The organism is Marinobacter sp. NP-4(2019), assembly GCF_003994855.1.
In the GTDB taxonomy this organism is placed as follows: domain Bacteria; phylum Pseudomonadota; class Gammaproteobacteria; order Pseudomonadales; family Oleiphilaceae; genus Marinobacter.
The window spans coordinates 3,231,149-3,249,605 of sequence record NZ_CP034142.1; the positions used below are offsets into that span (position 1 = coordinate 3,231,149).

Below are 18,457 nucleotides of genomic sequence, written 5' to 3' on the forward strand. Positions count from 1 at the left end.
GATAGGGTCCAAACCTTTCCGTCGCTCAGGACGTATTCAGTGCATGGCTAAAAAACCGGTGACTTCCCGCAGTGGACGCTTCTTTAAACTTGCAGGCATGACCGCCTCCGTGGCGGGACAGTACGCCGGGCAGAGAGCCCGTCGCCTGTTCGGTACCGAGAACGACGAAGGCGCCCAAAGTGAAAGCTACACTCGCATGGCCGGCCAGATCGCCGATACTCTGGGCGAGCTCAAAGGGGCCGTGATGAAAGTGGGTCAGATTGCGTCCCAGACCCAGGATTTCCTGCCCAAGGAGTTCTCCGACGCCCTCGAACGACTGCAGAAAGAAGCTCCGCCGATGCCGTTCGAGGTTATCGTCGCGCAGGTGGAGGCCGAGCTCGGCAAGCCGGTCCCGGAGCTTTTTGAATACCTTCAGGAAACGCCATACGCCGCCGCCTCCATCGGCCAGGTTCACCGGGCCCGCTTGCACGATGGCACCGATGTGATCGTCAAAGTCCAGTACCCCGGCGTGGACGAATCCTGTGACTCGGATCTGAAACAACTGCGCCTGGCACTGAAACTCGGTGGCCTGCTGAAGATGCCCAAGGAAACCGTTGACCAGTTGTTCGGAGAGATCCGGATACGCCTCAAGGAAGAGCTGGACTACGAAAACGAAGCCCGCAACCTGAAGATGTTCCGGGAGTTCCACGCCAATGATCCCTGGGTCATCATCCCCGCGGTCATCGACAGCCATTCCACCCGGCGGGTGCTCACCCTGGAGCTGGTGGAAGGCGATCACGTCAACCAGGTCACACCGGCCCGCTACGATCAGGACACCATCAACCTGATCGGTCACCGCATCTTCACCACCATGGCCGACCAACTGTTTCGCTTCCAGTGCATCCATGGCGACCCCCATGCCGGCAATTTTGCCTACCGGCCCGATGGCTCGGTGATCCTATACGACTTCGGCTGCGTCAAGAAACTGAAACCGGAGATTGTGGAGGCCTATCGCAAGGTGCTGGTTGCCGCCCTGGACGAGGACTACCAGGCGCTGGATCGTCACCTGATCGATCTGGGCGCGCGAGTGGAAAACCAGCCCGCCGTGGATGAAGCGTACTACGCCATGTGGCGAGATATCCTGATTGTCCCCTTTGACCAGGACGAACCCTACGACTTCGCCGAATCCGAGCTACACAAACACGTTGCCGCCAAGACCAGTACGGTCTTCAAATACCTGGATTACTTCAAGCCGCCGGTGGAGAGCATCTTTATCGACCGGATGATTGCGGGGCATTACTGGATGCTAAAGCGATTGGGGGTGCAGGCGGCGTTTCGCGACGAACTGGAGAAATACCTGGGCCGGATTTGACGGCACGGTTACTGTCCGGTGAACAGGCCTCAAAAATATCCCAGCAGTCGCCCGAGGCCAAGCGCCACTCCCCAGGCCAGCAGTGAAATGGCCGCCGGCAATCTCGCGACGTCGGCTTTCCACGGCCCACTACCCCGTGTACACCAGGCCAACCAGAGTGCGTTGGTGACGGCCAGTAGCACCACCAACATCTTGGCCTGGAACCAGGGGGAGGCCGCGTATTCGGTAGCGCGGGTGGAAAACAGCAGGGTCCCGCAAACCGCCGCAACCACCAGCCCCGTCGCGGACGTTATCCGCAACACCTGCCAAAACGGAGCCAGGGGCAGGTTTCGCCACAAGCCCAGCAGCCGCAGATCCAGTGGCACAATGCCACCAACCAATAGCGCGACCCCCAGGATATGGCCTGCGTTGACCAGTGGATACAGCCACACCGAGTTACGCAGTGCCGTAGCCAACGCGGAGGCTTCCAGGGCAGTCAGCCAGGATTCCATGAGCCAGCGTCAGTGAACCGTCAGGAATCACGCCCCGGGTAGAGGTTGAAATCCTCACCATCGACCACCACCCGCTCTGCCTTCATACGACGCTCCCCCTCCCGGGCGGAACGGTGTCCATGAACAGTGATCTTGCGGCCCTTGCTGAGCTGTTCATCCGTCAACCCCGCCCGCATATTACGCCAGGGCTGCCCAACCTCGATCACCCATTCCTCGCCATCCACCTCAATGGTCACCTCGCCATGAGGATTTCCCAGACGCACTCCGGTAATGGTACCGGTGATTTCAAACTCTTCATCCGTGGCCCAGCCCCAGCCGTGATGGGCCAAGGATGCGGTGGACCACGCCAGCAGGACGCCAATGAGCAGCGCCAGTAATCCGGATTGGTTGCCTATGGTCATCATTATTTCCTCCTGGACAGATGCCGGACTTTTCCATGGGACACTGACAACAGTAGGCTAAGACCGCTGCGGACGGGAAACGTTCAACAAAGCGCGGAGAGGTTCAACGGCGGGTGATTGAGCTTACCCACTCAGCCACGCCCTCGCAGGCTCCCTTCTGAATCACCCGGGCCCGGGACACGCTGGCGGGCTCGCCCGGGTCTATGACGGTGATGGGCACATCCACATCCACTTCATAGACCAGACCGGCGGCGGGATAGACTTGTAGCGAGGTGCCTACAATCAGCAGATGATCGGCCGTGCGCACAACCTCCGCTGCCTTCTCCAGCATCGGCACTTCCTCGCCGAACCAGACGATGTGGGGCCTGAGCTGGGCGCCGTGGTCACAGGTATCACCCGGGGCGATGTCCCGGTAACCGATGTCATACACCAGTTCCGGAAAGCGGGAGCTGCGGGCCTTGGTTAATTCGCCGTGCAGGTGAATCACGTTGGAGGAGCCGCCGCGTTCGTGAAGATCATCCACATTCTGGGTGACCACGGTAACGCGATACTGCTGTTCCAGCTCCGCCAGCATACGGTGGGCCTGATTGGGGCGGGCGGACCGAAGCTGGCGCCGGCGTTCGTTGTAGAACTGCAGCACCAACTCCTGGTTGCGGGCAAAGGCTTCGGGTGTGGCCACATCGTACACACTGTGCTGCTCCCACAGCCCGCCGTTGTCACGGAAGGTGGAGAGTCCGCTTTCGGCGCTGATGCCAGCGCCTGTCAGTACCACGATGTGATCCTGCATCAGTCGAAAATCTTGCCCGGGTTGATGATGCCGTTGGGATCAAAGACCTGCTTGATACCCTTGAGGTAAGCGATCTCCGCCTCACTGCGGGTGTAATGCAGGTAGGGCTTCTTGGTCATGCCAACACCGTGCTCGGCGGAGACACTGCCCTGGTAACGCTCGACAATCTCGAACACCCATTTGTTCACCTGCTGGCACTTCTCGAAGAAGTCCTCTTTCGCCATGTCTTCCGGCTTGAGAATATTCAGGTGCAGGTTGCCATCGCCAATGTGGCCAAACCAGATGATCTCGAAATCCGGGTAATGCTTGTTCACCACAGCATCGATTTCCTGCAGGAAGCCCGGCACCTTGGAGACCACCACGGAAATGTCGTTCTTGTAGGGTGTGCGCGGCGCGATGGATTCGGAGATCCGCTCCCGCAATTGCCAGAGATTGTTAGCCTGGGTTTCGCTCTGGCTGATCACTCCGTCCAGTACCCAGCCGTTCTCGACGCATTGTTCAAACAGGGTCATGGCGTCATCCATCACCTGATCCGACACCGCTTCGAACTCCAGCAGGGCGTAATACGGAGCCTCGGTTTCGAAAGGTGCCTGCACCTGGCCGTGGGCCAGCACGTGTCCCATGGCTTCATGGGAAAAGAACTCGTAGGCGGTCAGGTCGATCTGCTTCTGGAACGTCTGCAGCACGTCCATGGTGTTAGTCAGGTCATTGAGCCCCAACACCAGCACGGTCAGGTTGTCCGGTTTGCGGGACAGCTTCATGGTGGCTTCAGTGATAAAGCCCAGGGTGCCCTCGGCACCGATGAACAGATGGCGCAAGTCGTAACCGGTGTTGTTCTTTTCCAGGTCCTTGTTCAGGTCCAGAATATCGCCCTTGCCAGTCACCACTTTCAGACCGGCAACCCAGTCCCGGCTCATGCCGTAGCGGATCACCTTGATGCCACCGGCATTGGTCGACAGGTTGCCTCCCAGCTGGCTGGAACCGGCGGAGGCGAAATCTACCGGGTAATACAGGCCATTCTCTTCCGCGAACGTCTGCAATTGCTCGGTTATCACTCCTGCCTGACAACGTACGGTGCGGTCACTGGCACTGAAATCCAGAATCTGGTTCATGTTGTCGAACGCCACCACGACTTCGCCGTTGGCGGCAACCGCACCCGCACTCAGACCGGTACGACCACCGGATGGCACCAGTGCGACCTGGTTCTGATTGGCAAATTTCACCAATGCCTGCACCTGCTCCGTTGTTTTTGGCAGCACTATGGCCAACGGCTTCGGCGGATAGATTTTGGTCCAGTCCTTGCCGTAGTTTTCCAGGTCGGCCGGATCGGTCAGTACCTTGCCGGGGGTGTCACCGGTGGCAACCAGTTCTCGGAGCGAAGCGATAATCTGTTCAGAGTTCATGGAGTTCGATGTCTCGTAAGGGTTCGGCGGCCGGTCGTTGTATGCCCGATCCCCTGGCAATCACCAGACAGTTGATTCAGGCAATCCGACGCGCTGTGAAAATCTGCGTTTATGGTATCATACCGCCCCTGTTCTGTGAGCCAGCCCGACGATCCTGGCTCCAGGTCATTTCACGTGACGAAAGGTTCGGAAGCAAGCCCATGTCAAATACGTCTCTCGAAAAGAGCAAAATCCGGATCCTGCTGCTGGAAGGCGTGCATCAATCTGCCATTGATACCCTGAACGCCGCAGGCTACACCAACATCGAGTACCTGACTCACTCGCTGGCCGAGGAAGACCTGATTGAGAAGATTGCCGACGCGCACTTCATCGGGATTCGCTCGCGCACCCAGTTGACCGAGAAAGTATTTGATGCCGCCCAGAAGTTGGTGGCAGTGGGTTGTTTCTGTATTGGTACAAACCAGGTAAACCTGCAGGCAGCTACCCGCCGGGGTATCGCCGTATTCAACGCTCCCTTCTCCAACACCCGCAGCGTGGCTGAGCTGGTCCTGGCACAGGCTATTCTGCTATTACGTGGCATTCCCGAGAAAAGTGCGAAGGCCCATCGCGGTGAATGGCTGAAGTCTGCCAAGAACAGCTACGAGATTCGCGGCAAGAAGCTGGGCATCATCGGTTACGGCAACATCGGCACCCAGTTCAGCGTGCTGGCTGAAGGTCTGGGCATGGACGTTTACTTCTACGACGTAGTCTCCAAACTGCCGATCGGTAACGCCACTCAGGTGGGCACCCTGCAGGAGCTGTTGAACATCTCGGATGTGGTGAGCCTGCACGTACCGGAAACCCCGTCGACCAAGTACATGTTCAAGGCCGAGCAGTTCGCCCAGATGAAGCCGGGTTCCATCCTGATGAACGCGTCCCGCGGTACTGTTGTGGATATTGACGCCCTCGCGGATGCACTGAAGAGCGGCAAGCTGCTGGGTGCGGCCATCGACGTATTCCCCGTTGAGCCCAAGTCCAACGACGAGGAGTTTATTTCTCCGCTACGGGAGTTCGATAACGTCATACTGACCCCGCACGTCGGCGGCTCCACCATCGAGGCCCAGGAGAACATCGGCCGCGAAGTGGCGGAAAAGCTGGCCATGTACAGCGACAACGGCACCTCTGTCTCTTCCGTAAACTTCCCGGAAGTGGCACTGCCGTCGCATCCGAACCAGCACCGTCTGCTGCACATTCACGAGAACGTGCCGGGCGTGATGTCAGAGATCAACCAGGTGTTTTCGGAGAATGGCATCAACATTTGCGGCCAGTACCTGCAAACCAAGGAAGACATTGGCTACGTGGTGATCGATGTTGACAAGGAATACGGTGAGCTGGCGCTGGAGAAGCTGCGCCACGTGAAGGGCACCATTCGCTGTCGCGTTCTGTTCTGATCAGAACGGCGGATGGCCCATAAAAAACGGGAGCCTTGGGCTCCCGTTTTTTATTCCTCCTGCGCCAGTTTCAGTTTCGATAGCGATTACTGAGGTGCGCGCAGCAACAGATTCGGCGAACCCGCCTTGATACCACTCAGCACATTCGCCGTCGCCATCTCCTGAATGGCGGCACTCACCTGATCCGGGCTCAGGCCACCCTGATCCCCCAATAGCAGAGCCGCCACACCGGCGACATGGGGCGAAGCCATTGACGTGCCGCTGATGGTGTTGGTTTCGGTATCGTTCCGGTACCAGGCCGCCGTGATGTCGGATCCGGGCGCAAACAGGTCTACACACTCACCGTGGTTGGAGAAGGATGAGCGCTGATCCTCACGGGTGGTACTACCCACCGTTATCGCAGCCTCCACACGGTTGGGAGAACCCGAGCAGGCGTCGGCATCGCTGTTACCGGCAGCAACAACAAAGGTCACACCTTGCGCAATGGCACCTTTCACCGCAAAGTCCAAGGCGTCTGAATCACCACCTCCGAGGGACATATTGGCAACCGCAGGCGACTGATGGTTTTCAGCAACCCAGTCCACACCGGCAATCACGTCAGCATTCGAACCGGCACCGGAACAGTCCAGCACCCGCACCGCAGCCACGGAGGCTGCCTTGGCAACACCATACTCGGAACCCACGGCTGTGCTGGCCACATGAGTCCCATGACCATTGCAGTCGGTGGTGTCAGCGGGGTCAGTTTCCCCACCAGCGTTCAACAGAGAACCGATCAAAGGCAGACCGCCCAGGCCCAACAGGCCGGTGTCGTTTGCCGCGAAATTGCGCCCTTCAATCACCCGACCGGAAAACTCCACATGACTGTCCCGCAGACCGGTGTCGATAATATAGACGTTGGCCCCCGCCCCGGCTGAGGCCGGATAGCGGTATGACTCGTCCAGAGGCAACACTTGTTGATCAATACGATCCAGGCCCCAGGGTGCACCTTGCTGAACTTCCGAGTTGGCGGCAACCATGCGATCCGGCTCAACAGCCTGCACCCCCGGCAGGGACGACAGCAGCTCAGCCTGGCCATCGGTCAATTCCACAGCAGCACCGGTCATTGCGGTGCTGTACAGGTGGAGAATATCTCCACCGCCAACAGCCAACAGGAGTGATTCAACACCCGCCTGCAAGTCCGGCAACCCGAGCAGATGGGGCAGTTCTGGATCGAGTGTCAGGATATAACGCCCGGGCAGTACGTCGCCTGGCTGCAGATCCTGCTGGGTGGTTTCTTCAGCGGTATTACCGGTAGCCCCCAGCAAGCCGCCATGGACCACTGGGGCGGAAGCGACTAAGGCCACACCGAGGCAAGCGGCGGAAAACATTCTGTTGATCATAGTGCACGTCCTGTTTGGTTATTCTAATCGCTCAAGCGTGACAATCTGTCACAGGCGGCACATCCCAAACATGGCCACGAGGGCCAAAGTGTGATCAGGTTAACGTTATTTAACCACCTTGTTTTCCATTCGCACTTGAGAAACTGCCAATAACGTCCATGGTTAATAGGGAGAATATTTGTTCAAGTCGCACGCATCACCCACAGACAGGAGTGGACTATGTCACTGAAGGATTCGCTGCTGACCAAGCTGGAAACCCAGACTGAACGCTGGAGCAAGCAGATCGACAGTCTCAGGGCAGACGCCGAGCACAAGATGGCGAAAGCCAGGGACGACCAGGCCGAGGCTGAGATTCAGAAAGAGTTTTCCGAGAAGATACAGAAACTGGAAGACCGGATTGAGGACGCCCGAAAAAAACTGGGAGAGGTACGGGATTCCGGCGAAGACCGGCTTCAGGATCTGAAAGACCGCATTGATGAGTGGCTCCCCAGCAATACCAACTAAATGTTAAAAAGCCCCGGTGCCTTGCGACACCGGGGCTTTCCTGTCCAAAACAGATCTTACTGCATCGGCACCAGCGTCAGCTCTACCCGACGGTTCTGCTCCCGTCCGGCAGCCGTGTCATTGGACGCGATCGGGTAACGTGGGCCATAACCCACGGCCCTGGTACGCTTGGGCTCAATGCCCTGATTAAGCAGGAAGTCCCGAACGGAACCGGCACGGCGCTCACTCAACAGCTGGTTGTAGTTCTGGGAACCGGTGCTGTCGGTATGGCCATCAATCTGGATGATGGTCTTGTCGAACTCCTTGAGCACCAGGCCAACGGACTCCAGTGTATTGCTGAAGGAAGGCTTGATCGTGGACTGATCGGTATCGAAAGTGATGTTGCCCGGCATGACCAGCTCAATTTCATCACCGTTACGCACTACCCGCACGCCTGAGCCTTCCAGCTTACGGCGAAGCTCGGCTTCCTGCTTGTCCATGTAGTAGCCGATACCACCGCCAACGGCAGCACCACTGGCAGCGCCAATCAGCGCACCTTTGCCACGGTCACTGCTGCTAGACGTTGCAGCACCCACAGCAGCACCACCAATAGCGCCGATGATGCTTCCCTTGGTGGCATTGGAAGTTTTCTCTTCCCCGGTATACGGGTCGTAGGTCATACAGCCACCCAAACCAACGGTGGCAACCGCAAATGCGAGAACAGTCTTTTTCACAGCATACTCCTGGCTTTTTTATCCCTAGCAGGCCTCTGACAGAGCACCCGCACGGTCGTTTAAGAAGGTATCAATAATGGTATTGAATACCGTCGATTGCAGATCCTGCGCTTCGTTCACCAAATGATGACGACCATCGGGGATACGAAGTTCCTCCACCGAGGAAAATTTATTACGGATGATCCGCAAATTATGCTGCCAATCGACGGTCAGATCTTTTTCGCCCTGAACCACCGTAACCGGAAAATTCACCGGTCTGGCAGACTCAATGTGGGGCACCCAGCTCCTCAGAGCCGATACCCAGTCCACATGAACCGCCCGCGCCTGGAGCGGATCGTGTTCCTTGAGGAATCGCAGGAACCGCGTATTGCCGCTGTTCTCGGCAAACACCCGACGCCATCGTGTCAGGAATGGCCTGGCAAGACTGTGCAGCACCTTCGCACCCAGCCAACCCATGGGCCGGATCAATGGCGCCAACAACACGACCTGCCGAAAATCCGAGGTTTGCTGATCGTGCTGGTTCGACAACAGGTAATCGATCAGGATGGCCCCGCCGGTGCTCTGTCCAACCGCATACCAGGGGCCCCTCACTCGACCTTTCATCCGGGCCATCACCTCCGATAACACCGCCTGGTATTCCAGGAAACTGCCAATCGCCGCTGGCGTGCCACTGGACAGTCCATGGCCTGGCTGATCATAGGACAGCACGTCAAACCCGGCGCCCAGGCAGCGATCGATCAGTTGGCTGTATAATCCCACATGGTCAAAGTACCCATGGAGGATAAATACCGTGCCTTTCGATCCGGCACCCTCCGGTGACCGGAAGTAATGCACCATGACCTGGTGCCGCCCGGCGCTGACATAGCCCTGATGGTAGCTTACCTCGGGATGTTCCACCCAGAGATCCAGGCCATAATAACGGCAGTACGCGACCATCTCTTCCCCCAGTTCCCGGGGGGCAGACGGATCAAACGGCTCAAGCCGGTCCAGCAATGAGCTGCGATCCCAATCCGGAATTTCTATGGTATCTGTTTTCCAGTACACGTAGAGTTACACGCTTGTCATTTAAGGTGATTCAAGATGGCCCACACGCCTCTTGTTCGCTTCAGCTTCCGCCACTAGGTTAGCACACCGCCGTATCATCACGGACAGAACCTGATTAATTCCATGGAGAAACCCATGCTGCAACATCTGCTTGAATCCAGTTTAAGACAAACCATGAACCGCATGGTTCGTCCCCTGCTGCACCCGGCAGTACCGGTTTCCCTCCAGCGCACAATTATTGCCCAGGCCTATCGCAGCTCGATTCCTCCCAGGGGCTGCAAATTCGACGCGGTCACCGTTGGCGGCATCAAGGCACTCCGCACACTCCATGGAGCTTCAACAGAGGGCGTGGTGCTCTACCTCCATGGTGGCGGCTACATTATCGGATCCCCGTCCACCCATCGGGGAATAACCGGCCACCTCGCCAGGGCCAGCGGCCACACCATCATTGCACCGGATTATCGACTGGCGCCGGAACACCCGTTTCCCGCAGCCCTGGATGATGCCGAAGCCGCGTATGAAGGTCTGTTAAAAGACGGTCATGCCCCTGCCTCTATTGCCATTGCCGGTGATTCCGCCGGTGGCGGTCTGACAATCGCTCTGGCCATGCGACTCCGGGACAAGGGCCGCCCACTGCCCGCTTCGCTAACGGTTTTCTCGCCCTGGGTCGACCTGACACACGATCACCTCTATTCGCCGGAGTGCGAGCCCGTCCTGCAGCCACGCTGGATCGAAAAAGCGGCCAGGCTTTACACAGGCAAGGAACCCAGAACCAACCCCCTGATCTCTCCTATCCACGGCGACCTCAGCGGCTTACCTCCATTGCTGATTCAGGTTGGCAGCGAGGAGATCCTGCTCAACGATGCCCAGCGGTTGTCGGACCGGGTCAACCAGCAAGGCGGCGAGGCCACCCTGGAAATCTATAACAGCCTCTGGCATGTGTTCCAGGTCCATGCCGGCCAACTGGACCGAGCAACCGACGCCCTGACCGACGCGGCAGCACACCTCAATCGTCACCGGGCAAAGTAGTGTCCCCCCGAACCAACGCCTCCTTGCGGGCACGGGGCCACTGTTTGAGCTGCCATTCCATCCGGGATGCAGCACTCCGGTCGCGGACCTCGGCGGTGAACACCAGCTCAAGCGGCCCCTTTCCTCGCAGACTTCTTGCCCCTTTCGGACCACCGGCCTGATGTTCTGCGAACCGGCGCTCCACATTCGTGGTGATGCCGGTATACAGCGCCCCCTTTGCCGTCCGCACCATGTATAGGTACCAGCCACTCATCCGCATTCCACCTGTGACACGCGCTCCCTGACCTTGCGTTGCTGCACCCAGAGCCCGGCCACAATCAATACCAGACCAACATAGGTCGATGGCAGAATGACCTCCCCCAGTATCAGGGAAATAAACACCAGGGACAGGAACGGGGAAATAAAGATCAGGTTACTGACCCGTGATGTGTTTTCCGCCTTTTTCATGGCATAGGACCACAGCACGAAAGCAATCCCCATTTCGAAAACCCCCACATATACGGCTGCGGCAAAGGCCGTACCCGGCACCATGTCATAACCGTCGGTGACCCCGCATATCACGGCGATAACCGGCAAGCCGCAGAGGAAGTTCAGGAACAGTCCCACGACCGGGTCACGAGTATCCCGGGTGGCAATGATCCAGTAGGACGCCCAGATCAACGTGCTTGCGATCGCCAGCCCAACACCGAGCGGGTCCGAAAACGTCAGTGACAGGACATCCCCCCTGGTGGCAATGACCACCACCCCGGCATAACAGATCAGGCCCGCAATAATATCCAGGCGACGCAGCCGCTGCCCCAGGAAAGGCACGGACATATACGCCAGCACCAGGGCCCAGGTGTAGTTCAGTGGCTGAGCTTCCTGGGCGGGCAGACGGTCGAAAGCGCCAAACAGGACAAAATAGTAGAGGCATGGGTTGATCAGCCCCAACCCGATGGACTGCAGATACTGCTTGCGGCTCAGCGAGAAAACCAGGTGCCAGCGCCCCTGGAGTACGAGAATCGTCGCCATCACCATCACCGATGCCGCGCAGGCGATGACCAGCATCTGTACGGGGGACAATTCACGCAGGGACAACTTGAATGCGGTCGCCACGGTGGACCAGAGCAACACCGTTGCCAAGCCGTACAACATCGCCTGTTTCTGGTTGGTCACTGTTTTTCTCCCGCACCGGCGTCCAGCCAGCGGTAGAGTGTCCTTCGATTCACCCCCAGAATCTGGGCGGCCCGGCGCTTGTTACCCTCCACGGCACGGATGACGTCGTTGACGTAATTCTGCTGGAGGGTTTCAAGGGTCGGCCAATCTGCCAGATTTTCCGTATTGAGTCGAGCAGGCGCGGCCGGCGATTCGGCCTGACGCTTACGTATCCTGGCAGGCAAGTGTTCCGGCTGGATTACATCACCATCACAAAAGGTCACGGCACGCTCGATGGCGCTGGCCAGCTCCCGCACATTGCCCGGGAACGGATAATCCATCAGGGTCCGGGAAGCCACCTCACCAAGACGCATAAAGCCGCGATTGTGCCTCAGGGCCGCCTCCCGGAGGAAATACATGGCGAGAATATCAACATCGTCACCCCGCTCACGCAACGGCGGAACCACCAGTGCCAGGGTCTCCAGCCGATAGTAAAGGTCCTCCCGGAAAGCACCCTCCTCAACCGCCTTCAGGAGATCCACATGCGTCGCCGCTATAATGCGGACATCCACGGTTTCTTCCTGGTCGGCCCCCACCGGCTTGATGGTGCCCTCCTGCAATACCCGCAACAGCTTGGCTTGCAGCGCCAGGGGCATTTCGCCGATTTCGTCCAGTAACAGGGTGCCGCCATCCGCTTCCGCGAACAGCCCTTTCCGGGACTGTTTTGCACCAGTAAAAGCGCCCGCCTCATGACCGAAAAATTCGCTTTCCATCAGCTCATGGGGAATACCCGCGCAGTTAACCGGAAGAAACGGTTTTGACTGCCGCTCGCTTTCCTGGTGAATGGCCCTTGCCACCAACTCTTTACCGGTGCCACTCTCTCCATTGATCAATACGGCCGCATGACTGCGGGCGACCTGGCGGATTTCCGTACGCAGTCGTCGCATGGCTGCACTCTCACCCACAAGGCCCAGGGATGTATCCTCGCTGCTTCTGGATTTGTACCTGGCCAGCTCACTGGTGATTTCGGCCTGGGCCAACAGCCGCCGGATTTTCAATCGCAGGTGGTCCGTTGATAAGGGTTTTGTCAGGAAGTCATCGGCGCCCGCCTTGAGGGCATCCACCGCCTGGTCAACCGTTCCAAAGGCCGTGATGATGATAAAAGGGACCGAATGTCCCGCGGCCTGAACTTCCCTCAGGATCGACAGCCCGTCCTCATCGGGCAGACGCAGGTCAGAGACAATCAGGCCGGGCATGCTCGACAGCGCCTTGTGCTTCCCTTCCGCTGCGGTCGATGCAGTTTCTACACGGTATCCATCCAGTTCCAGCTCTTCCGCCAGCAACGAACGAAGACTGGCGTCATCCTCAACCAGCAGGATGGAAGGATGTCTGTTACTCATATTCACCTCCCGGCCAGAACAGACTCATACGACAGCCACCGAGGGGGCTCTCACCAACCTGCGCATAGCCACCATGCTCCTTGAGAACACTGCCCACCACTGCCAGCCCCAGGCCGGTGCCCTCTCCCGCCGGACGGGTACTGTAGAAAGGCTCAAAAATACGCTCCCGAACATCGGGGGCAATGCCCTCGCCGTCATCATCAACGCGGATTTCCCATAAGCCGTTGTCGTGCAACAGGGACACCTCGACCCGGTTTCCAGCCGCCTGACAGGCATTACGAACCACGTTGACACAAGCCAGTTCAAGACGGGTCGGTTCGGCCCTGATCCCTGCCTGCTGGTCCAGCCCGCGAGTTACCAACGCTTTCGAAGAACATTTGGGGTCATCGTCAATACGGGCGGTGACCTCACGCAGAATCGCTGCCAGGTCGGTATTTCTTCGCGAGTCCGGCACATGGCGGAAACAGTCCAGCAACTGCTGGATAATCAGTGTCATGCGTTCCACCTGGTGTTCGATGTCGTTCAGATGTCGTTCCTGTCCCTCCGGCAGTCCGGCGCGGCGCAGTATATTTGCCCGCCCCTGGACGACGTTCAGAGGCGCCCCCAGCTCGTGGGCCACGCCGCCGGCAACCCGACCGATCATCGCCACCTTTTCCTGGTACTCAAGCTGTTCCGCCAGTTCCCGCTCCCGGATGACCCGCTCACTGATCTCCTCTTCGGCCGCAGCCATTCGATCACCGATATCCTGAAGGCCCTCGTGAATCTGCCTCAACTCCCGGGGCCCGCCGGGGCGTGAATCAACACGCCAATGCCCGGGCGCCATACCATACATGATTTCCAGTAACCGGCTGACGTGGCGTCCCACGGCACCGTAATGCCCCAGAACCACCACGAGAATGACAATGAGCGACAGCGATGACCAGATGGCGATGGCCCACAGACGGCTTGACGCTACCAGCTCATGGAAGTCACTGCGTTTACGGGTAATCTGCAACAAGCCCTGGATACGACCATCCCCGGCGACCAACGGCGTGAACTGGGAAAACACCGATTCGCCATCGACCCGGCGAAAAGCTCCGCCCAACTCACCACTGGAAATAACCTGCTCGGCGCTTTCACTGCTGGCAACGTCAGTGTCCGCCACACCAAGACTGGCAACCTGTTTGCCATCCTCATCAAACACCGAAGCGCCGTACACCCGGCCAATCCGGAAGATAGACTCCAGGGACTCTCCCATCACAATCTCATCCCCTTCGGACATGGCTCTGGAAAGAGGACCGCTGACAGCCCGGGCCACGAGCTCGAGATCTTCCCTCAGCCGATCGTTCAGATTGCGCTCTACCGTGCTCAACCCCAGGTAAATTGCCAGACCGCTGAACACCATCAGCGGTACCACAAGACTCAGCACCAGTGTCAAACGCAGGGAACGAAACATTTTTCCCGCATTCAGGACAGGCCTTTGCATAAAGGATGCTCCGACAAAATGTCACGCCGTTTTGCCACATGTGACATTTAGCCACAACCGTTATTACCTGAAATTAACCCAGAAAATTTCTACATTATTGTTTTTATTGAATTTAAACAGAAACTAAAAACTGGCACGCACTTTGACTGCCTGAAGGGTACGAACACAAATGCACCGCAACAACCTGGTTTCACATCGGCGGCCGTCTTTGACTTTCGGCGGCCCAAATGAAGAGAAAGGAGTAACGCTATGAACAAACTTCTCACGTCACTGACCATCTCCATGGCACTGCTTGCCGCAGGTCCCGCCCTGGCGCAGCAAAGCCAGCAGCAGAGCCCCGCCCAGACCGGTCAGGATGGCTATAGCAACCCTGCAGCGGCGGGCACACAAGAAACCACCTATAACGACGCGGAGCTGAAGAAATTCGTCGAAGCGCAAAGCGGCATCAATGATATCCGCGACGAATACATGCAGAAGATCGAGAATTCGGACTCTCAGGAAAAAGCCCAGAAGCTGCAGATGGAGGCCAACGATAAGATGGTCACCGTTATCGAAGATGCCGGCCTGGACATTCCGACCTACAACGCGATCGCCACGGCTTACAACAGTGAGCCGAAGGTTCGAAACCGTGTTGATGCTCTGATGTAATCGAATCCCCCTGCGAGTATCGTCAGTTAAAGACCCCGCTACCGGGGTCTTTTTTTTGCCCAAGCAGCCGGAAACGGTATCCTGTGGTACGTTATCAAAGGGAGTTTCAGTCCGAAAACCGCATTGGAGACACAGACATGCCATCAGTTCGCCCCCGGCTCACCCTGTTGTTCGCTGCTGTATTGGCCGCGCTGGCAGGCTGCTCGGAACCACAGCAGGAGAAAGAGCCCGAGGCAAGCGGATCCAATAACGGCCTACCGGACTACCCTGTCACCTGGCGATTTGCTCTGGAAGAAATCGAAGGCAGCGTCCAGCATCTCTATGCCAATGAACTCAAAGAGCGGATCGAAAACATTTCCGATGGCAACATTGAACTGGACATTTTCCCCTATGGCTCCCTGGGCACCTCAGCCCACCTGACAGAACTGACGCAGGACGGCTCCGTTCATCTTGCCTTTGCCTCCCCCGGGCACCTGGCCGACACCATCCCGGAAGTGGGTATGTTTACCCTGCATTATGTGCTGTCCGACCATAATGAGGTTAATCGCAAATTGCTGGCCAGTAACCAGCTTCTGGAACTATTCAGTGAGCCCTATGCCGAGCACAACATGAAGCTCCTGGGCTTTGTGCCGGAAGGCTGGATGGTGTGGACCGCCAATAAACCCCTGCGCAGTCCCGAGGACTTTGACGGGCTAAAGATCCGAACCATGACCGCCGGCATCGCCTCGCAAGCTTACCGGGCCTATGGCGCCGATCCTCAGCCTACCCCCTATTCCCAGGTGTACAGCGACCTCCAGTTGCAGCGGATTGATGGTCAGGCCAATCCGGTCTTTGCGATCGAGGAGATGGGATTCTATGAGGTCCAAAGCACCATGACCTTTGCACGCCCGGCCCAATTCGTGACCTCTGTGGTCTCCAATCGTGAATGGTACGAAACCTTGCCGGATGATCAGCAGCGATGGCTGGATGAGGCCCTCACGGAAGTTGCCCGACTGATTTACCGAAAGCAGACAGCTCTGAACGAGTCCAGGCTGCAAAAAATTACCGAGGACAGCAATATCTCGCTGGTAAAACTGACCGAGGAGGAGCGCGAGCGTTTCCGGGAAGCCAGCCTCAGCGCCCGGGATATCTACGTTGAACAGACCGGCGATCGCGGTGGAGAGATTCTCGACACGGTGTTGGGCATGGTCACCAGCCTGAAACAGGAACTGACAGACTCAAGCAGCGGCAACAGGAACTGACACCATCCGGACCCCCTCCGACGCCAGTGCTTCCGCCCCCCGGGCTGTCAGGTCGGTGATAAACCGGAACTGCTCCCTGGGAGCCAGGGGATACGCCTTGACCTTGTACTGCATGCCATGGGGAGTATTCCGAACCGTCACCGACACTGGCTGCCAGGTTTTCACCAACGGACTGGTGTAAGCAACATCCCGCAGAAGCGACAGTACAGCGCTGACTTCATGGTGGGGCTCGACGTGAAACTCCGCCACGCACATCAGGTTATCAGAGCCATCATTTCCGTTGGCGATCAGCGCCGTCCACAGGGTACTGTGGGGAATGATCACCACGTTGTCGTCCGGAGTGACAATCTCCGCCGAACGGGTACCGATGGACTTCACCTCCCCGTATTGCCCGTTGACCTCAATCCAGTCGCCCGGGCGGTAGGGCATTTCATACAGCGTCACGATGCCGGCAATCAGGCTATTGGCGTAATCCTTGAAGGCAAATCCCAGGGCAAGGCCCAGGGCGCCAAAGATTGCAATCATGTTCTCGAACGACGGTTCCACCAGCACCGGAACCACAAGAATGATGGTGGCCACGATGACCAGCAATCGCACCAGCGGTACCGACGCCAACAGATATAACCGCGGTTTGCCACCCAGCGTTTCCGCCACACGCGGCAACAGCTTCTGCACCAGCATGATCAGGATCGAGGCCAGCACCACCAGCAATAACGCTTCCAGCAGGGCGTTGATCGTGATACCGGAAAATGCGTCACTTATACCAAGATCACCCATACACCGCTCCTGTTAAAAAGTATCAACGGGGAAGCCGTCGCTCTGAAGCTGCCTGCGAATCGCCGGATATCCCAAGGGGGTTACCCGCCATACCTCATCGCTCTCGTGGTATTCGACCAGGTCCGCCCGGCGCAACCGGCTCAGTATGGGATCCACCTCATGGCCGGGCATACCGGTCACCAGCTCGAGACGGTCGCTCCCCAGTCCATCGTGCAGCAGCAGGGCATGGAGCACGACACCAAGTTTCCGGTCGGGAGAGGAAGGCACCACTGGCAGGCTGAGCTTATCCAGTGGTGCAACCCAACACTGAGAGGTCGGCGCATGCTCAGCCGGATCCTGCTGCTCCTCTGGCCGGGACCGCAAGGCCTTCTGCCAGATCATCAGGGCAACCCCGGGAATTCCCCTGGACAGGGCTGCCAGATCACGGAGAAGGTTCGATGACTTTTGACCCTCTTGCAGTAATTCCGGGTCGGAGGGGAGAACCCATAATCCGGTGTCAGCCATTCTCGCGACGACTCCGGACTCATGATGGGCAGACGCCAGGCCACCAAGCCAACGGCCCAGTTTGTCAGCGTCCATGGGCGCAGGCGTCAGTGGCTGGAAACGCGCATCAGGCAGATAACAACTCCAGAACCGCCAGCACCAGCTGGAACAGCCAATCAGCCCTTCACCGGCTTCACCGGCGGCAACCCGCCGCAAGAGCTCCTTCACCAGCGACAGCCCACAACGGTGACGAAGCCAGAAGCTCGCCAGTTCGGGAATAACCCAGGGTTTCGACAAATCGCAGCCATCCCACCAGGCCCTTGCATCACTGTCGGACATCAGCAGGTTACCGGGGGCTGGATCCATTGCCTGTCCCCCATCGATTCGTCCTCTCCCAGAGCCTGAAGCGCTCTCCGAACACCCGAAAATGGCGGTGCCACCAGAAAACTCACGGGGCTGGTGCACCCACTTTCCGCCATGGACACCAGAAAAAGCCTGGCCATGCGGGCATAATCAGGGTCGGGCGCAAAGCGTTCAATCTGGGCTTGCGACAAAGCCGGAAGCTCATCGAGACTCTGGAACGCTTCTTCATCGGGGGAAAGGCCGGCCCTAACCTGTATCCAGGTATTGCGTATGGCGCCCTTGATCGAACGATGAACGGATGTTTCAGGAAGCCGCCACTCCTCCAGTGGAATCAGGCCTCCGGGCAGGTCCGGATTAATGGTTTCCTTTTCGGCGACTTTGGCCAAGCAACACACTCCCTCACAGCAAAAAAGA

General features: G+C 58.0%; 20 protein-coding genes. 6 read left to right on the forward strand and 14 right to left on the reverse strand.

Annotated features, from left to right (window positions below; all coding sequences use genetic code 11):
- Positions 1-43 precede the first annotated feature (43 nt).
- Positions 44-1,351: an ABC1 kinase family protein gene (locus EHN06_RS14640; protein WP_127333278.1), complete on the forward strand. Its 1,308-nt coding sequence runs from the start codon at positions 44-46 to the stop codon at positions 1,349-1,351.
- Between the two features lie 29 nt (positions 1,352-1,380).
- Here EHN06_RS14640 and EHN06_RS14645 read toward each other — a convergent pair whose 3' ends face one another.
- From EHN06_RS14645 to EHN06_RS14660, 4 genes are all read right to left on the reverse strand, one after another.
- Complete coding sequence (locus EHN06_RS14645; RefSeq protein ID WP_127333279.1) at positions 1,381-1,842, reverse strand: hypothetical protein; 462 nt, start codon at positions 1,840-1,842, stop codon at positions 1,381-1,383.
- 20 nt (positions 1,843-1,862) lie between these two features.
- Positions 1,863-2,246, reverse strand: coding sequence for a DUF6152 family protein (locus EHN06_RS14650; protein WP_228257319.1), 384 nt, complete (start codon positions 2,244-2,246; stop codon positions 1,863-1,865).
- 100 nt (positions 2,247-2,346) lie between these two features.
- The gene (locus tag EHN06_RS14655; protein ID WP_127333280.1) at positions 2,347-3,030 is read right to left on the reverse strand and encodes an SIR2 family NAD-dependent protein deacylase; all 684 of its coding nucleotides are present in this window, start codon (positions 3,028-3,030) and stop codon (positions 2,347-2,349) included.
- On the reverse strand, positions 3,030-4,433 hold the full coding sequence (locus EHN06_RS14660; RefSeq protein WP_127333281.1) for an FAD-binding oxidoreductase: 1,404 nt from the start codon (positions 4,431-4,433) through the stop codon (positions 3,030-3,032). The genes EHN06_RS14655 and EHN06_RS14660 overlap by 1 nt, the downstream gene beginning before the upstream one ends.
- A 200-nt stretch (positions 4,434-4,633) precedes the next feature.
- On the opposite strand from EHN06_RS14660, the gene serA reads away from it, so the two are divergent.
- Positions 4,634-5,863: a phosphoglycerate dehydrogenase gene (gene serA, locus EHN06_RS14665; protein WP_127333282.1), complete on the forward strand. Its 1,230-nt coding sequence runs from the start codon at positions 4,634-4,636 to the stop codon at positions 5,861-5,863.
- Positions 5,864-5,949: 86 nt separating this feature from the next.
- Here serA and EHN06_RS14670 read toward each other — a convergent pair whose 3' ends face one another.
- Positions 5,950-7,242 (reverse strand): S8 family peptidase, encoded by a 1,293-nt coding sequence (locus tag EHN06_RS14670; RefSeq protein WP_127333283.1) that lies wholly within the window; start codon positions 7,240-7,242, stop codon positions 5,950-5,952.
- A gap of 219 nt (positions 7,243-7,461) precedes the next feature.
- On the opposite strand from EHN06_RS14670, the gene EHN06_RS14675 reads away from it, so the two are divergent.
- On the forward strand, positions 7,462-7,746 hold the full coding sequence (locus EHN06_RS14675) for a hypothetical protein (protein ID WP_127333284.1): 285 nt from the start codon (positions 7,462-7,464) through the stop codon (positions 7,744-7,746).
- Between the two features lie 56 nt (positions 7,747-7,802).
- Here EHN06_RS14675 and EHN06_RS14680 read toward each other — a convergent pair whose 3' ends face one another.
- Both EHN06_RS14680 and EHN06_RS14685 read right to left on the reverse strand, forming a co-directional pair.
- On the reverse strand, positions 7,803-8,459 hold the full coding sequence (locus EHN06_RS14680) for an OmpA family protein (protein ID WP_127333285.1): 657 nt from the start codon (positions 8,457-8,459) through the stop codon (positions 7,803-7,805).
- Positions 8,460-8,483: 24 nt separating this feature from the next.
- Entirely contained in the window at positions 8,484-9,503 is a 1,020-nt protein-coding gene (locus EHN06_RS14685) for an alpha/beta hydrolase (protein WP_127333286.1), read from the reverse strand.
- Positions 9,504-9,638: 135 nt separating this feature from the next.
- On the opposite strand from EHN06_RS14685, the gene EHN06_RS14690 reads away from it, so the two are divergent.
- Positions 9,639-10,532: an alpha/beta hydrolase gene (locus tag EHN06_RS14690; protein ID WP_127333287.1), complete on the forward strand. Its 894-nt coding sequence runs from the start codon at positions 9,639-9,641 to the stop codon at positions 10,530-10,532.
- On the opposite strand, the gene EHN06_RS14695 is transcribed toward EHN06_RS14690, so the two are convergent.
- The 4 genes from EHN06_RS14695 to EHN06_RS14710 are packed head-to-tail and all read right to left on the reverse strand — an operon-like array spanning position 10,510 to position 14,531.
- The gene (locus tag EHN06_RS14695) at positions 10,510-10,785 is read right to left on the reverse strand and encodes a GIY-YIG nuclease family protein (RefSeq protein WP_127333288.1); all 276 of its coding nucleotides are present in this window, start codon (positions 10,783-10,785) and stop codon (positions 10,510-10,512) included. The two genes, EHN06_RS14690 and EHN06_RS14695, sit on opposite strands and share 23 nt — an antisense overlap.
- Positions 10,782-11,687, reverse strand: coding sequence for a DMT family transporter (locus tag EHN06_RS14700; protein ID WP_127333289.1), 906 nt, complete (start codon positions 11,685-11,687; stop codon positions 10,782-10,784). The genes EHN06_RS14695 and EHN06_RS14700 overlap by 4 nt, the downstream gene beginning before the upstream one ends.
- Positions 11,684-13,066: a sigma-54-dependent transcriptional regulator gene (locus EHN06_RS14705; protein WP_127333290.1), complete on the reverse strand. Its 1,383-nt coding sequence runs from the start codon at positions 13,064-13,066 to the stop codon at positions 11,684-11,686. Before EHN06_RS14705 ends, EHN06_RS14700 begins: the two co-directional genes overlap by 4 nt.
- On the reverse strand, positions 13,059-14,531 hold the full coding sequence (locus EHN06_RS14710; protein ID WP_228257320.1) for an ATP-binding protein: 1,473 nt from the start codon (positions 14,529-14,531) through the stop codon (positions 13,059-13,061). The genes EHN06_RS14705 and EHN06_RS14710 overlap by 8 nt, the downstream gene beginning before the upstream one ends.
- 249 nt (positions 14,532-14,780) lie before the next feature.
- On the opposite strand from EHN06_RS14710, the gene EHN06_RS14715 reads away from it, so the two are divergent.
- Both EHN06_RS14715 and dctP read left to right on the forward strand, forming a co-directional pair.
- On the forward strand, positions 14,781-15,179 hold the full coding sequence (locus EHN06_RS14715; protein WP_127333291.1) for a DUF4168 domain-containing protein: 399 nt from the start codon (positions 14,781-14,783) through the stop codon (positions 15,177-15,179).
- Between the two features lie 137 nt (positions 15,180-15,316).
- Positions 15,317-16,420: a TRAP transporter substrate-binding protein DctP gene (gene dctP / locus EHN06_RS14720; RefSeq protein ID WP_127333292.1), complete on the forward strand. Its 1,104-nt coding sequence runs from the start codon at positions 15,317-15,319 to the stop codon at positions 16,418-16,420.
- On the opposite strand, the gene EHN06_RS14725 is transcribed toward dctP, so the two are convergent.
- From EHN06_RS14725 to EHN06_RS21525, 3 genes are read right to left on the reverse strand one after another with little or no spacing between them, the layout of a single operon-like run.
- Positions 16,397-17,197, reverse strand: coding sequence for a mechanosensitive ion channel family protein (locus EHN06_RS14725; RefSeq protein ID WP_127333293.1), 801 nt, complete (start codon positions 17,195-17,197; stop codon positions 16,397-16,399). The genes dctP and EHN06_RS14725 overlap by 24 nt on opposite strands.
- Before the next feature lie 12 nt (positions 17,198-17,209).
- Positions 17,210-18,046, reverse strand: coding sequence for a hypothetical protein (locus EHN06_RS14730; RefSeq protein ID WP_228257321.1), 837 nt, complete (start codon positions 18,044-18,046; stop codon positions 17,210-17,212).
- Positions 18,019-18,429, reverse strand: coding sequence for a hypothetical protein (locus EHN06_RS21525; RefSeq protein ID WP_228257322.1), 411 nt, complete (start codon positions 18,427-18,429; stop codon positions 18,019-18,021). Before EHN06_RS21525 ends, EHN06_RS14730 begins: the two co-directional genes overlap by 28 nt.
- Positions 18,430-18,457: the final 28 nt, after the last annotated feature.

Excerpts from the sequence above, each read along its gene's own strand:
- EHN06_RS14640 (WP_127333278.1), top strand. The coding sequence starts at position 44 with ATGGCTAAAAAACCGGTGACTTCCCGCAGTGGACGCTTCTTTAAACTT.
- EHN06_RS14645 (WP_127333279.1), bottom strand. The coding sequence starts at position 1,842 with ATGGAATCCTGGCTGACTGCCCTGGAAGCCTCCGCGTTGGCTACGGCA.
- EHN06_RS14650 (WP_228257319.1), bottom strand. The coding sequence starts at position 2,246 with ATGATGACCATAGGCAACCAATCCGGATTACTGGCGCTGCTCATTGGC.
- EHN06_RS14655 (WP_127333280.1), bottom strand. The coding sequence starts at position 3,030 with ATGCAGGATCACATCGTGGTACTGACAGGCGCTGGCATCAGCGCCGAA.
- EHN06_RS14660 (WP_127333281.1), bottom strand. The coding sequence starts at position 4,433 with ATGAACTCTGAACAGATTATCGCTTCGCTCCGAGAACTGGTTGCCACC.
- serA (WP_127333282.1), top strand. The coding sequence starts at position 4,634 with ATGTCAAATACGTCTCTCGAAAAGAGCAAAATCCGGATCCTGCTGCTG.
- EHN06_RS14670 (WP_127333283.1), bottom strand. The coding sequence starts at position 7,242 with ATGATCAACAGAATGTTTTCCGCCGCTTGCCTCGGTGTGGCCTTAGTC.
- EHN06_RS14675 (WP_127333284.1), top strand. The coding sequence starts at position 7,462 with ATGTCACTGAAGGATTCGCTGCTGACCAAGCTGGAAACCCAGACTGAA.
- EHN06_RS14690 (WP_127333287.1), top strand. The coding sequence starts at position 9,639 with ATGCTGCAACATCTGCTTGAATCCAGTTTAAGACAAACCATGAACCGC.
- EHN06_RS14695 (WP_127333288.1), bottom strand. The coding sequence starts at position 10,785 with ATGAGTGGCTGGTACCTATACATGGTGCGGACGGCAAAGGGGGCGCTG.
- EHN06_RS14705 (WP_127333290.1), bottom strand. The coding sequence starts at position 13,066 with ATGAGTAACAGACATCCTTCCATCCTGCTGGTTGAGGATGACGCCAGT.
- EHN06_RS14710 (WP_228257320.1), bottom strand. The coding sequence starts at position 14,531 with ATGCAAAGGCCTGTCCTGAATGCGGGAAAAATGTTTCGTTCCCTGCGT.
- EHN06_RS14715 (WP_127333291.1), top strand. The coding sequence starts at position 14,781 with ATGAACAAACTTCTCACGTCACTGACCATCTCCATGGCACTGCTTGCC.
- dctP (WP_127333292.1), top strand. The coding sequence starts at position 15,317 with ATGCCATCAGTTCGCCCCCGGCTCACCCTGTTGTTCGCTGCTGTATTG.
- EHN06_RS14725 (WP_127333293.1), bottom strand. The coding sequence starts at position 17,197 with ATGGGTGATCTTGGTATAAGTGACGCATTTTCCGGTATCACGATCAAC.
- EHN06_RS14730 (WP_228257321.1), bottom strand. The coding sequence starts at position 18,046 with ATGGATCCAGCCCCCGGTAACCTGCTGATGTCCGACAGTGATGCAAGG.